Origin of the sequence: Paraburkholderia rhynchosiae (assembly GCF_002879865.1) — a bacterium.
GTDB classification, from domain to species: domain Bacteria; phylum Pseudomonadota; class Gammaproteobacteria; order Burkholderiales; family Burkholderiaceae; genus Paraburkholderia; species Paraburkholderia rhynchosiae.
In genome coordinates this window covers 80,457-94,725 of record NZ_PNXY01000004.1, presented here as the reverse complement: position 1 = coordinate 94,725, position 14,269 = coordinate 80,457, and the positions used below count along the sequence as shown (strand labels likewise).

The window sequence follows — 14,269 nt, the reverse complement described above, 5'->3', positions numbered from 1 at the left end:
GTGACCTATCCCATATTCCCGGGTACGATTTACCCCGGTCGCGACAGAAAAGCGAACAATTTTCCGAGTTGTGCAGGTCAGTGACCTCCATCGGTAAAACGTTTGCGTAGCGGAAAGTCGCTGCCCGCAGTAGGTATCGTAGGCGGTCGTTCCAGCTCTATTCATTGAAGCATCGCGGCGTCGAGCTGATCGCGCATCGCGACGGGCGAAGCTTTGTCCGTCGGCCAACCAGATTCAATCCACGTTGTCTCGGACAATGTGATCGCCATATTAAGGTGACGAAGATGCGACATGTCATTTTGCATCGATAAGTACACCGAATTAATAACAAGCTGTCCTGCAGGAACGCACTAGTTCGAAACCTCAAGAACTAATCTTTTTGATCTTTTATCGAGAACTTTCTCGGCAGTGGAAAAAAATCAACCATGGTAAAACGACGACAATTCATTGGCGGCCTGACGGCCCTTGCCGGCTCCTATCTCCTGAGCGCTTGCGGCGGCGGTGGTTCTGAAGACGCAAGCGCGAGTAGTTCATCAGCAAAGGCTTTAGCAGCTCCGACGGCGAAGAAGGCTGCCGCGGCATCTGCGAGCGGCACCGCCATGCCGCCAGCGGCTTCCATCACTGACAGCTCCGGCGACGTATGGACGCTCGTCAACGGCGTGATTTACAGGAACGGCCGAACTGTGGGCAATACATATGATGTGTCGCTCGTGCTCTGGTACGGCGGCAAGATCTGGCATTGCGGCACCGGCGGTCAGTTCTACGTGAACGCGGACGTCGAAGGCGAATGGCGGCCCTCGAGCGATCCGCGCATCGCCGTCGCACCGGTTGCGGGCAGCTTCTACGGCATGAACGGGCACTACGACTACACGTACACGCCTGCGGAAATCGTCTCGATGCTGAAGGCTATGAATTGCACCAGCTATCGCGTCGGCGTCACGGATGACCCGAGGCAGTTGAATGCAGTGGTCAAGCTTGCGCAAGCTTTCCAGGCGGCCGGACTCACACTGGTGGTGCTGATCGATCAGGGTGTCTACGGCGCCGGCGGCAGTGTGATGGGCAGCGAGTCGGCCGCCTATAACCAGGGCTTCTCGATCGGCTCGACCGTTGCTAACGCGCTGAAGGGATACGGCGTAACGATCTACGAATGCGGCAACGAGTTGACGCGACAAGACGCGACCGTGGTTGACTTCACCTACGCAGGCACGAAGGCGAGCGACTTCAACAACGCGAACTGGCCGATCATGCGCGGTGTCATGCGTGGGATGATCGACGGCGTCAAGTCGGCGCAGGCGTCCGCAAAGTGCGGCATCAATTTCTGTGTTGCGGATGTGGGCGCGTCAGACGCGCTGTGGGATGGCATGCAGCCCGATGGCAGCGGCGGCTATCCGACCGTGCGTTGGGACATCACCACCTGGCACAATTACGAAGTCTATGGCGACTTGTTCAACATTGGGACCGATGGCGCCGGTCCGGGCTTCGACCTGGCGACGTATTGCAAGGCCCGCTATGGTGTGCCGTTTATCGTCACCGAATGGAACGCGGGGCCGGAGCGATCGCAAAGCTATCGCGCGAATTACATTTCGGACAGGCTGGCTGCGTTCTACGACGCAAGAAAGACGCACAACATCCAGTCTGTGATGTACTACGTGCTCGATAGCGGCAACGATACATACGGCATTATGATCAACGGCAAACCGTTGAGCGAGCCGTACAACGCATTTACCAGCTACACCTCGAGCCACGCTGACAACTGATCGGGATTGCACTCGCATCGGTCAATGAACCTGGTTCTCGCCTGGCTTGCAGGCGAGAACCAGGTTCTTTTCGTCGATTCTCGGATTTTCTTTTCCATGCCAATTCGGCCAGTGGCGCCAAGCTAACGGCAGAAAGTCTCGGGCACCAGTTTTCCCCACTCGTAATCGATGCTGTCTGGCGTGAACGGCAGCACGCCGGCGCCCGGTGTGAACGTCAGTTCACCGAAGTAGACGTGGTTATCGGGCGCGTACAGGTCGACCCGAACATAGTCGAAGTCTTCGCAAAGCCTAACGGCAGCGTCCACAATGGCATTCAGGTTCTCGGGACGAGGGGCCGGTACCGGACTGCGTTTGTAATAACCGATTGCTATGTCCAGGTGATTCCAGTCGACGTCGTATACGTCGCCGCGCGTGTCGGCGCCGAATCGGTCCGCAATCACCAGAATGTAGATGACGGGTTGTCCGCTTCTTCCGCCAAAGCAGTGCAGCTTGAAGTCGGCGGGGATTTTGCCGCTCTCATCGAGCAGCAGTTTCTCGAAGAAGATGCGCGGCTTGATGTGGCGATAGTGTCTTTCGCGAGCGATCTTGTAGAAGTCGAGAGACAACCAGTAATTCGCGAGTTCCTGTAGCGCCTCGAAAGAGGTGGCCGATTTGTCTCTCACCACCTCCACGTAGCTGCTGCCGTGATTCGCCTTCATCACGAACGAGTTGGGCAAGGCATCGAATACTTCTTGTGTGAAGACATCCGGGGCGCAGATCAAAGGTATCACGTGCTTTTCGCCCAGCTTTCGCGCGACATAGGCTCTAACTGTGAGCTTGTCGGTCAACTCCACGAACCATGGGTCCGGGCGTAAGCTCTTCTGCAGGATCTTCTCGTTGAATGTCGTGGGGCGAAGCAGATTCGGATAACGGCCGATACATTTGTGATGCAGCATGCTCAGAAACACTGGCGCCGGAAGCATCGACTTGGCCGCTTCCTTCAATCTTCTGATGGCCGGCTCTCTGCGCGGTGATTGTCTCGCGACGCCGGCAGAGCGTATCCAGTCATCCGGTACGGCGTCTTTCGACGGGTCGGCCTGATCGCGCCGGCGAGCAGGTGTGCCGGCTTCGTTTGGGAACTGCGCAGACTTCGTCGTTGTCATTTTTTTGTCCTTATCGAATAGCTTTTCCACGCTTCTTGCGTACACGCAGTGAGGCGGTGCGATCTATCCGTCGCGGAGGCTTCCGTCTGCACTGCGCCGACCACCAATCTCAATCGTCGATTGCTAAGCACCGTTCCGCGACTTCCAGGCGCTGCTGCGCGCGAAACTGCGTGGGCGACATGCCATAGCGTTCCTTGAAAAGACGGCCGAGGCGATTGCCGTCACCCATTCCGCACCGTCGTGCAATTTTGTCGACCGGCAGATCGGTATTGCGCAACATGGCCCGAACGACTTCGAAACGGGTGCGCAGCAGATATTCGAGGGGCGTCATGCCGAACTCGCATTTGAAGCGGCGCTGATAGTTGCGCTTGCTCATCGCGGCGCATTCCGCCGCCTTCGCAACGGAAATAGGATTGCTGTAGTTCTCCTTGATCCAGCGCGCGGACTCGCGGATCTTCTCGGTCGTCGTAGTAATGCTTGCATCGTCCAGATCTAGCCTGTCGGATTCGACGTAAGTCGTTTGCAGCATGTCGGCGATCTTGCGGGCGACTTCCGAATTGAGGTCGCGTTCAATCTGTGCCAAGGCGAGGTCGGTTGGCGTCGCGCTGTTGGTCCGGGTTGTAGTAGGTGCATCGTCGAACAGAAAGATGGGCACCGTGGAATGCCGCGGGTCCTTACAAACGACGACCAGATTTGCGCCTTGCTGAATGTCGAACGATGCAATGGAACCTTGACGCGCGATCCATGAAAGAAGGCGATCATTCGACTCGAGCGCCGTCGCCGCGTCCTTACACGCTACAAACAACGCGTGGAAGTCGCCGAGCTTGTTGCGCTCGATGCCTTGTGTCCAGATCGAAATGCCCGAAGAACTTGTCACGAGCCCTCCCGTTTCTGAGAGCACTGAAAGACGATAGGCGGAACCGTCGGCGAGCCCTTCTGATTCGTTGGCAAGACGGAATACGTCGCCGATTGCTCCAGCCGTCGCCATCGAGCATTCCTGACAAACTAGAAGTCCAATGTGCTTCGCAGGTTTCTGCGTCGCCACTTCGGGTCCGTGCCGGTGCACATCGATGTATGACGTAATAAAATCGGTGGAAGTCGTCACGCTTAGTTCTCCAAACAGGGTGAATCACTGTCTATGTGACGAGATTAACGTACCCCAACCGGCCTGGCCAACGTGGCCGGCAAGTGAGGGTGTTTTGGCGCATTTATCATGAATTGGGAAATACTTACCTCGCGAGCCCAAATAAATCCATACGAAAAGGCCGCTGAATCAGCAATTTTTGCCTTCAATAAATTGGCCGTGTTTATCGAGGAACGAAGTTAACTTATGGGGCGAAGCCCCGTGTGACAAGGCAAGGCGGGCATTGGCCCAAGATGCACTGCGTTTTGGGCCAATGAACTGTCACTAAAATCGGTGCGACGGCGGATTAGCACACCCGTATCACTCTGTTACATCCATTGCAGATAGCTACAACACTTTCTGTACTGAAGTGTTGGGCGGTAATAGCCTCCACGGAATCGGCCAATAGCACCCGAATTTCTGCCCGTGTCGATCCGCTCATTCACACGCAGGCTATGCTTTATTGCAGCATCTGTAGCAATAGCGTTTGCCTTGTTAGGCGCTATCGAATGTCAGCAATGCGCAATTTCTTCTCCCTTTCGAGGAAGCTGTCGACTGGGTCGTAGTAATTGCCGTGTCCTGAAAGTGCTCTGCACTGAGGATGCACGACGAGGCAACGCTCACGCGAGTCCGAAAGCTGGACCGCGAGTTGCGAGCTGGACCGTGCAACCGCTACCGGTGCATCACAACACTTTAATTTGTGTACTACGAAATAAAACGCGAAGCGTGGCGTAGATCCTATCGTTTCGCAATCTTGGGGGATGGAAGACTCTGGAGACAGGGCTCGCCGCATTGTTAGCGGCGCGGCCTGTGATCGTTCAAGCAGGTGGACAGCCACTTGGCTTGGCAAACCATGACGCAGATCCGACCTCGCGTTGGGCTGCGCCATATGCATTTTTGCCGGCAACGGCCGACTTGCGGACTGTTGGTGCAGCCAAGGCGGTGTCGATTCATTACTGTGCCCATCAAACATGAAAGGATCAAACCGGTGGATTACTACCCTCTAAATTCGCTCCCCCCGGCGGCCGGCACGGAGCGTGGCCAACTTAGCGCAAGTGCCATGTTTCGCCTGATGCGCGACCATATCTGGGAAATCGTAACCACCACGGTTGTGGTTCTCACTTTGGCCGCCGGCTATCTACTCGTTGCGTCGCCGATCTATTCGGCGGATGTGCTCGTGCGCGTCGATCCACCAGAGCCGAACGCGCTGGGTCTCGCACTCCAGAACCAGGAGAACCTGCCTCCGCCCGCGCCGTCCCCCGTCACTGAAATGGGGGTCATGCGTAGTCGTTCGGTACTGGAGCCTGTGATTCAACGCTTCCGGTTCGATGTGTCGGTGACGCCGCATACGATGCCCCTGCTTGGTGATATCGCGGAGAAGTTCGCGACACCGGGAGAGCCGTCCCGTCCCTGGTTGGGACTCAAGTCATTTGCGTGGGGAGGCGAGCAGGTAAAAATCGGCGCGCTCGATGTCCCGAAAGATCTGGAAGAAGAAAAAATGACGTTGATTGCGCGCGACGATAACACCTACGAATTGCGCGGCCCACAGGACCAGGTATTCCTCGAGGGTACGGTGGGCAAAGACGTGTCGGGCAACGGAATTTCGATGCGTGTGGACCAACTGGTTGCACGACCCGGAACGGAATTCACCGTCGTTCGCTGGAACTCGGTCGACGCCATCAAGCGTTTTGACGCGCTCATCAAGGTTAGCGACAAGGTCAAAGACTCCGGTCTTCTACAGATCGAGTACACGGACAAGAGCCCCGCGAAGGCCGCGGAAGTCGCCAATGCATTGGGACAGCAATACCTCACGACGGCGATCGCCAGTCGGCAACTCAACGACACCACGACGCTCGCGTTCATCAACGGAGAACTTCCCCGTTTGCTCGCAGATTTGCGAAAAGCCGAGGAAGCGCTAAAGGCATTCAGAGCCAATTCCCAATCAATGCAGCCGACGGCTGAGGCCCAAGCCTATCTGCAAGGCGGTCTGGATATCGACCGTCAGATCGCGACGCTGCAACTGCAACGCACGCAACTTCTCGAACGCTATACGCCGCAGAGCCGCTGGGTTCAGAGCGTCGATACGCAACTCGCGCAATTGAAGAGTGCGAAGGCGAGCTTCGATGGCCATTTCAACGGCATGCCGGCGTCGGAGCGCTCGAGCGTGGATCTGATCCGCGCGCAGAAGGTCGCGGAGACGATTTATCTGGGCATGGTGCAGAAAGCGGAGCAATTGCAGGTGCGTCGGGCCAGCACCACGGGCGGCGCGCATATCGTCGACCAGGCAATCACGCCTCATCGACCCGTCAAACCGAAACCGATACTCGTGCTTCCTGGCGGCCTCGCATTGGGCATCGTCTCCGGGGTCGTGCTCGTGTTCATGCGCCGTCATGTACTGACGGGCGTGACCGATCCGCGTTACGTCGAACGCCGAATGAGCGTGCCGGTTTTCGGCGAGATCCTGTTCAGTCAACAGCAGTCTCTGATCGACCGGACCAATGCGGGGGCCAAGTCGCTGCCCGGCGCGCCGGCGCGAGCCGGCTTACCTCAGCCGGCGACAAGTGGTGTACCCGAGATACAGGTGGCAGGAGGCGGCAACAGGGTGCTTGCCGAACGCTTCCCGCATGACACGTCGGTGGAGGCGCTGCGGGCGGTGCGCACGTCGCTGGCACGCGATCTCGCGCATGCACGCAATAACGTCCTCATGGTTATTGGGCCGACTCCGTCAGCGGGGAAGAGCTTTGTCGCCGCAAACATCGCGACTTTGCAGGCTGAGATCGGCTCGCGAGTTCTTCTGATAGATGCGGATATGCGTCGTGGTCATCTCGCATCGCTCTTTAATCAGAACAATCGTGGCGGACTCTCCGAAGTTCTGTCCGACCGCATGCCGTTGCGCAACGCACTCCGTCATACGGGAATCGACGGTTTGTCGTTCCTCTCGTGCGGATCGCGTCCGGACAATCCGGCCGCTTTGCTGGCGCGGCCGCGTTTCAAGGAAGTGCTGGAGCGCCTGAGTGCCCAGTTCGATCTGGTGATCTTCGATACGCCGCCATTCCTCGCAGTGACCGATGCGTCGATCATTGCAAGCGAAGCGGGCGCATCGCTGCTGGTTTTGCGCTCTGGAATGCAAAGCGAGGAAGAAATCGAGGACACCATCAAAAAGATGGAGCGCGCAGAGGGCCGTATTGCCGGCGCGGTGTTCAACGGTATTCCGCTTCGGCGCAGTACCCGCACTTACGGCTATGCGACGAACTATGCCAGCGATTATGGCGACCTCGACGCAACCAGTGGATCTCTCCGCACGTGAGCGAGTTGCCACCGTCGTTCGATGAATTCGCAAAACGGAGAAACAGATGGCGTTTGCAATCAACGGAAAATTCACTTCGCAGCCGGTCACGGGTGTTCAGCGGGTCGCGTATGAGTTGACGAGAGCAATGCAAATGCGAGTACCCCCCGGCGAGCAGCTGGAGATATTCGTGCCGCGCAATGCGATCGAGCCGGGCGCGTCGCTGAAATGGCAACGGCGCTTTCCGTGGTTGCTCGGTACGCTATGGGAGCAGATTACGCTTCCCATCGCCGCCAGAGGTGTCAGGCTTCTCAACTTGTGCAATACCAGTCCGGTGTTCAAACGCCGGCAGGTCGTGATGGTTCACGACATGGCGGTGTACGACGTGCCAGGTGGATTCTCCAGAAAGTTCGTGCTTTGGTATCGCACGTGCTTCTTTCTGCTGCCGCGAATGGAGCCGATGATTCTCACCGTGTCGAAGTTCTCCCGATCGCGCATCTGCCACCACCTGAAAGTCGACCAGTCGCGAGTAGCGGTAGTGAGCCCCGCCGCGGATCATCTCGACCGTGTTACGTCGGACCCTTCGGTAATGGAGCGCCTGTGCCTCGTAAAAGACACCTATTGCGTTGTTGTCGGCAGTCTGGACCCGCGAAAGAACCTGCAACGCGTGCTGGAAGCAATCGAGAAGCTCGGACACCTCGATCATGTCAAGTTCGTCGTGGTCGGCGGCAAGAACGCGCGCATTTTCAATAGCGAGCTCGCTGAACAGGGTCCGAAATCGGAGAGCGTAGTCTGGGCTGGCTTTGTCACCGACGGCGAGTTGAAAGCGCTCTATGAAAACGCGGGCTGTCTTGTGTTCCCGTCCTTGTATGAGGGATTTGGTTTGCCGCCCCTCGAGGCGATGTACTGCGGTTGTCCGGTTGTCGCTTCGTCGCGGACCTCGATACCCGAGGTCTGTGGAGAAGCGGCGATGTATTGCGACGCGACATCGGCGGACGACATCGCCGCAAAAATCTCTTTGATGATGACAGACCAAGCACTGCGGCAACGCCACAGAGCAATGGGTCTCGAACGTGCGCGCGAGTTCCGCTGGGATATGACGGCGCAAACCGTGCTGGACATTCTGAAAGGGCAGGCAGGCGAACGGTTGGCGGGCGTGCCGGCCAGCGCGTCGGCGAGCTAGCGCATGTCGGTGGGCAGGCCAATGGATCGCACTTCAAACAGTGCCGGCAGACGGCGAGTGTTGGGCACAATCGCGGCTTTGCTTGCGGCTATTCCGCTTGCGCGAGGCAAGACGTCGCCGGCGCCGACCGCGGTGCCGCAGGCGCTCGACGCCGGCGGTCGCAGAATAACGGAAATGATCGGGACGAACGGATGGGCGGGATCAAGTCGCGACGTTGAGATGTGGCGGCAGATGGGCATCACCTGGGGGCGCGATTCAGTGGGCCCCGGCCAGCCGGATTCACCGACGGAGGTCATGCGTATCGACAAGACAGGGTCTCAGTTCGACAGCGACCTTCCGTCGGCGCTGATTGCGAACAATCGCAATGGCATCCGGTCGCTGTTGCTGCTTGGCTATACGCCGCCATGGAACGCCACCGTGCCGGGCGACAGCAATTCGGCTCCGGTGGACGTGCGCGCATGGACGCGCTATGTCGAGGCAGTCGTTCGAAAGTACTCGGCACCACCGTTTAACTTGCGCTATTTCCAGATCTGGAATGAGGCCGCCGGCAAATTGTCCGGGGGATTGGCTCAGGCGACCTTCTGGCACGGTCCGAACTTCAACGAGGACGGGAAACGCTCGAAACCGTACGAGCGTGCCATGCAGGATTACGTCGAGCGGGTGCACCTGCCGGCGGCTCGCATCATTCGCAAGTACAACGCGTATATCGTCTACGGCGGTTGGCCAGATCAGGGCGGTGTTTCGAACTTCTGTAAGTGGCTCGAGTACAGAAGTCCGGGTTCGAATGAACGGATGCTGGACTGGGTCGACTATCTGGACACGCACTACCTGGGCGTCGCCGACCTCGATCCGCTGTATCAGCAGTATGTGAAGAATGGTCCGGCGAAGGGCATCTGGCAGACCGAAATCGGCGATGCGTACATGAAGAATCCGCATTACCTGCCGGAGTACTTCTTCGATTTCGCGGTATGGGCGTTGGACCGCAACTGGGACAACGCCAACAAGTACGTGTCCATGATCTACCACTGGGACGGCTACGAACCGTTTCGTCTTACTCATCGCGGTCCGCCTGCGCGCACCTACAACGTATCGGGCCGGAGTCTGATTGTGCTTCGTCAGACGGTTTCCGGCTCGCTGGCAAGTTTGTCGAATCAGTTGAAATTCGGTCCGGGCGCATCCGGCAGTGCATTGCGCTCAGGCAATGACATCGTGTTGCAGGTGAATGCCGCAGCGGGCTGGAGAACGTTGACTGTGGCGGGCCTCAAGCGGCCTTCCGCGCGCACGGTAAAGATTGACTTCATCGATGCGTTGACGGGCACAGTAAGTGCACCGGACGCTATTACGACCACCTGGAGTAATGACGGCTTGCAACTCGGATTCAAGGTGCCGGACAGGGTCAATGGCGCGGGAAACGATCCGCCCACCCATCTTGCGTATATCGCTGTCCGTCCGCTTGCGTAGCAATTCCGACTCACCGAAATCTCAGATAGCGTCGAATGCCATGAACCAGGTCACAGTCGTCATTTGCAACTACAACTACGAACGCTATCTCGCGGACGCGATCGACTCCGCGCTCAACCAGGACTATCCGGACACGCGGGTTGTCGTCCTCGACGACGGCTCGACCGATGGCTCGCGGGCGATCATGGAAAGTTACGGTTCCCGCGTTACCGCGATCTTCAAGGAAAACGGCGGCCAGGTATCCGCGTACAACCACGCGATACGCGCACTAGACTCGGAGTACGCGATCCTGCTCGATTCGGACGATATCCTGTACCCGAGCGCCGTGTCGGAAGTCATGCGGGTCTTCGCGAGCGGTTCGTGGGCGAAGGTGCAGTTTCGACTTGACGTGATGGACGCAAACGGAGCACTGACGGGCGCTTATGTGCCGCACAGCGAACCGCCCACGAATTGCGGAGAGCTTCTGCGGACCGGCTGGCTGTATCCGTCGCCGCCCGCGTCGGGCAATGCCTATCTTGTGAGCGCGCTCAAGCGCGTCTTTCCAGTTCCCGCTCCAGGAATAAACCGCTACGGCGCCGACTTTTTCGCGATCTACGGCGCGGCGTTAGTGGGCCCCGTTGCCACGGTGCGCAAATCGCTTGGCGGTTATCGCGTGCATAACGCCGATGGCGGCACGGTGTCATTTGCCAACTCCGAACAGATCTCCAAAGCACCGAAAGCGCTGGGCATGCGATGGGCGATCCTGAGGAACATTGCGCGGTCGCGTCTGAACATCGAGCTTCCGCCGACATTTCATGACTTCGGCCACGAGAAGGCGATCTTCTGCTCGAGCGTCTATCGCGCGACGCTCGCTACTCGCTGGCGCTGGATGATGCGCGATTCGCGCAACTATTTGCATGCGATCGTCGCGAACCCGTTCTGGAGCGTCAAGAAGAAATTCGGCACGCTGTTTCTTTCCGGCTTGTGCCTTGTGCCGTACTCGCCGCTTTCTGACTTTGTCGTCCGCTACATTTCCAACCCGCTTGCGCGCCGTCGCATAGCGCAGCGGTAAGTCAGGAAGATGCCTTTGGAGAACGGAATGGAAAGACGAGACAACGCAAGCGTCATTGCGTTTGTTTACGGCGGATATCTGATGAGGTACGTGTACCTCATCATCGTGGTGCCGTTTTACGGAAGAATGCTCGGCGTGTCCGAGTACGGACGCGTGCTGGCCTCCATGTCGCTGATGAACGTGATATGGATGCTCGTGAGCTACGGGTTCACTTTCGTTGGAATGCGCGAAGTCTCGAAGGCGCATTCGGCGAAGGAATGCAATGCGATCTATTCGTTGCATGTGAGCGCACGGCTCATGCTGGCCGCGTTGGGCGGATGCATCGGCCTTGTCGCCACCATGTGCTCGCCGATATTGTCGGAGCGGCCACTAATCGGTGTGCTGGCCACATTGCTCGGCATCGTGTCGGCGCTGAACCTCGGCTGGCTATTTCAGGGACGTCAGCACTTCCGCACACCGATCATGATCGAAGTGTTCGGCTTCGCGTTGAGCCTCATTCTGGTGCTGAGCCTCGTCAAGCGGCCTGCCGACTCCGTATGGGTGCTGGCGAGCCTGCTAGTCGCGGGCGTCGCGTCTTCGATCATTTCCTATGGCATCACCACTGCGCAATTGGGAATGCCGCATCTCAAGCTGGACGGCGTGATGCCGCTGATTCGCAGCTCCACGATGCTGTTCTGCTACTCGTCCGGCTCCGTTGTACTCACGGCGTCGTCGACCTATCTGTTGACGCTGCTGTCCACGCCGGCGGAGGTCGGCTATTTTGGTGCGGCCGAACGTTTCGCGACTATCGGACTGAGTCTGATGGGCCCGGCATCGCAAGTGTTCGTGCCCACCATCTCGCGGCAACTCGCCCATGGCGACAAGGAGGGCGCGCATGCCACCACTCGTCGAGGCGCAACACTGCTGCTCGGTTACGGCTTACTCGTGTTCTGCGGCGCGTTGACGCTGTCGCCCTTTGTCTTGCCGCTGATTCTCGGCCCGGCCTTCGAACCGGCCGCACGCGTCCTTCAATGTTTCGCGTGGATGTTCCCGTTCGTGGCCTTTAACGAATTCGTCGCGTTTTACGTGTTTGTGCCACGCAAGAAGGATCGGCTGCTTGCGTTTGCGGGAGTCGCCTCAGGGGTGGCCAATCTCGCTGCCGCGCTTTTGCTTGCTCCGCATTTTGGATCGATCGGCATGGCAGCCGCACGCGTCATCGGAGAGGCGACGCTGGCGGTCATCCTGATGGTCATCATGGTCCGGCTCGAACTGGTCGGTCTTGTGCCGGGCGCTCGACGTGCTGCCGGCATGCTGGGGTTCGCGTGGGGCGCGAGAGCCCAGGCGAGCGCGACTAAAGACAAGTGAACCGGATTGCCGGATGGCAGGTGTCCGGCGCGTAATCTCACAGGAGGTTGAAGTGAAAGTCGCTATTGTTCACGATTGGTTGGTGGTTTCGGGCGGCGCAGAGAAGGTACTGAAGAGCATCATCGAGTGCTTTCCGAAGGCGGACGTCTTCTCGATTGTCGACTTTCTCGAAGACCGTGATTGCGTGAAGGGAAAATCCGTCAACACCTCGTTTATTCAGAGGATGCCTTTTGCGCGGAAGCGCTACAGGGCATATCTGCCGTTGATGCCGATCGCGATCGAGCAACTCGACCTGTCTGCATACGACCTCGTTATTTCGAGTTCGCACGCGGTGGCCAAGGGCGTGCTGACCGGGCCGAACCAGATTCACATCAGCTATGTGCATTCGCCTATTCGCTATGCCTGGGACTTGCAGCATCAGTACTTGCGCGAATCGAACCTGAACAGGGGGCTGAAGTCGATCATGGCGCGCGCGCTGCTGCACTATATCCGCGGTTGGGATTCGCGCTCGGCAAATGGGGTGGATCATCTGCTCGCGAATTCGCAGTTCATCGCACGACGGATCAAGAAAGCGTATCAGCGGGACGCAACCGTCATTTATCCGCCGGTCGATCTGGACAATATGGTCATGGGCACGCAGAAAGAAAACTTCTACGTGACGGCGTCGCGCATGGTGCCGTATAAGCGCATCGATCTGATCGTGCGAGCTTTCTCGCAGACGCCGGAGCGTCGGCTCGTGGTGATCGGCGACGGCCCTGAAATGAAGAGGATAAAGGCGATTGCTGGAGAAAACGTCACGATACTCGGCCACCAGCCTCTCGAAGTTCTAGTCGATCATTTGCGGCGAGCTCGCGCATTTGTGTTTGCCGCGGAAGAGGACTTCGGTATCTCGGTGGTGGAGGCGCAGGCATGCGGCACGCCGGTGATTGCATTCGGCAGGGGCGGTGCGCTTGAATCGGTGGTGGGTTTGCCTCTCGAGCGGCCAACCGGGGTTTTCTTCGGCGATCAGACGACAGAATCGCTATTGGAGGCGGTAGTGCGGTTCGAGCGCAATGCCCCTTTGTTCGATCCGCGCAATTGCCGCAAGAACGCCGAGCGGTTCTCAACTGAGAACTTCAAAACGGCACTGACGGATTTTATCGATGCGCGGCTTCTGCGTAGTTCGATCGAACAGCTCCGCCCGTATCTTGTCCGCGAACGCGCGGTAGAAGAGCGTCACCTCGCGAGCGTGCCTTCGTAAGACTGAACGCGATATCGGACCCGGCCGACGTAAGCCATGATCGAGTGAGCATGGCTGTGAATCTCCGGCGAACGCGTTTCAATCAGACGTTGGAGCGGCGCATGATGTCCATAGGCGAGCGCGGAAACGAATAGAAGGCTCGCGGTCGACCACGCGGGCCGCAAGCGATCGAACTCGACAGAAAGTGCGGCTCGCAGGAAAGACATGGCCACGAGCGCGCCCAGAATCCAGCCTGAAACCACTTCGGGCAACGAATGCGAATGATCCATCACACGCGACACACCGGTCAGCGCCCCGATTGCCAGACCCGCCACGATGCCTATTGACGGTGGCAGCCGCCACCACTTCAACTGCAGTGTGATCGCCACGATCCACACCGACGTCGACAACATGGCGTGGCCGCTGATCACGCGAAAATCAGAAGCTGGAAACGATATGCCCCAGCCGGCGTAGACGATCTTGCTCGCGCCGACAACGGCGACCCCGGCGGCGAGCGTGGCGATCCATCGGCAAGCCAGTCTGACATCGAACAGGGCTATCCAGCAGGCGCAGACCGCCGCAATGGGCAATGTGACGGCCGCATCGCCCAGGTTGGTAAATACAGTCCACATAGGGTTCTCTTTGTTGTTGGTCTTCGCTACAGCGGGGAGACGTTGCCGCTATAGCGTCGCGTGGCGCGCGG

General features: G+C 58.3%; 10 protein-coding genes. 7 read left to right on the top strand and 3 right to left on the bottom strand.

Translation table 11 applies throughout. The features are described 5' to 3' along the window. Window positions 1-425: 425 nt before the first annotated feature. On the top strand, window positions 426-1,757 hold the full coding sequence (locus tag C0Z16_RS06990) for a hypothetical protein (RefSeq protein ID WP_102631448.1): 1,332 nt from the start codon (window positions 426-428) through the stop codon (window positions 1,755-1,757). 122 nt (window positions 1,758-1,879) lie between these two features. On the opposite strand, the gene C0Z16_RS06985 is transcribed toward C0Z16_RS06990, so the two are convergent. Then, complete coding sequence (locus C0Z16_RS06985) at window positions 1,880-2,719, bottom strand: ATP-grasp fold amidoligase family protein (protein ID WP_407070660.1); 840 nt, start codon at window positions 2,717-2,719, stop codon at window positions 1,880-1,882. Between the two features lie 289 nt (window positions 2,720-3,008). Further along, window positions 3,009-3,887, bottom strand: a complete 879-nt coding sequence (locus C0Z16_RS06980; RefSeq protein WP_102631446.1) for a GlxA family transcriptional regulator — start codon at window positions 3,885-3,887, stop codon at window positions 3,009-3,011. Window positions 3,888-5,082: 1,195 nt separating this feature from the next. Here C0Z16_RS06980 and C0Z16_RS06975 point away from each other — a divergent pair. From C0Z16_RS06975 to C0Z16_RS06950, 6 genes are read left to right on the top strand one after another with little or no spacing between them, the layout of a single operon-like run. Continuing rightward, window positions 5,083-7,329, top strand: coding sequence for a polysaccharide biosynthesis tyrosine autokinase (locus C0Z16_RS06975; protein WP_102631445.1), 2,247 nt, complete (start codon window positions 5,083-5,085; stop codon window positions 7,327-7,329). A 46-nt stretch (window positions 7,330-7,375) separates the two neighbouring features. Then, window positions 7,376-8,491 (top strand): glycosyltransferase family 4 protein, encoded by a 1,116-nt coding sequence (locus C0Z16_RS06970; RefSeq protein WP_102631444.1) that lies wholly within the window; start codon window positions 7,376-7,378, stop codon window positions 8,489-8,491. Between the two features lie 21 nt (window positions 8,492-8,512). Then, window positions 8,513-9,952: a hypothetical protein gene (locus tag C0Z16_RS06965; RefSeq protein WP_167403494.1), complete on the top strand. Its 1,440-nt coding sequence runs from the start codon at window positions 8,513-8,515 to the stop codon at window positions 9,950-9,952. A 40-nt stretch (window positions 9,953-9,992) separates the two neighbouring features. Continuing rightward, a complete protein-coding gene (locus tag C0Z16_RS06960) occupies window positions 9,993-11,003 on the top strand; it encodes a glycosyltransferase family 2 protein (protein ID WP_102631442.1) in 1,011 nt (336 codons plus the stop codon). Window positions 11,004-11,030: 27 nt separating this feature from the next. After that, window positions 11,031-12,347 carry a lipopolysaccharide biosynthesis protein gene (locus C0Z16_RS06955; RefSeq protein WP_102631441.1) on the top strand — a complete coding sequence of 439 codons (1,317 nt, stop codon included), beginning with the start codon at window positions 11,031-11,033 and terminating at the stop codon, window positions 12,345-12,347. Window positions 12,348-12,399: 52 nt separating this feature from the next. After that, a complete protein-coding gene (locus C0Z16_RS06950) occupies window positions 12,400-13,587 on the top strand; it encodes a glycosyltransferase family 4 protein (RefSeq protein WP_102631440.1) in 1,188 nt (395 codons plus the stop codon). Here the strand turns inward: C0Z16_RS06950 and C0Z16_RS06945 are convergent. Further along, window positions 13,563-14,198 carry a phosphatase PAP2 family protein gene (locus tag C0Z16_RS06945; protein ID WP_102631439.1) on the bottom strand — a complete coding sequence of 212 codons (636 nt, stop codon included), beginning with the start codon at window positions 14,196-14,198 and terminating at the stop codon, window positions 13,563-13,565. The genes C0Z16_RS06950 and C0Z16_RS06945 overlap by 25 nt on opposite strands. Window positions 14,199-14,269: the final 71 nt, after the last annotated feature.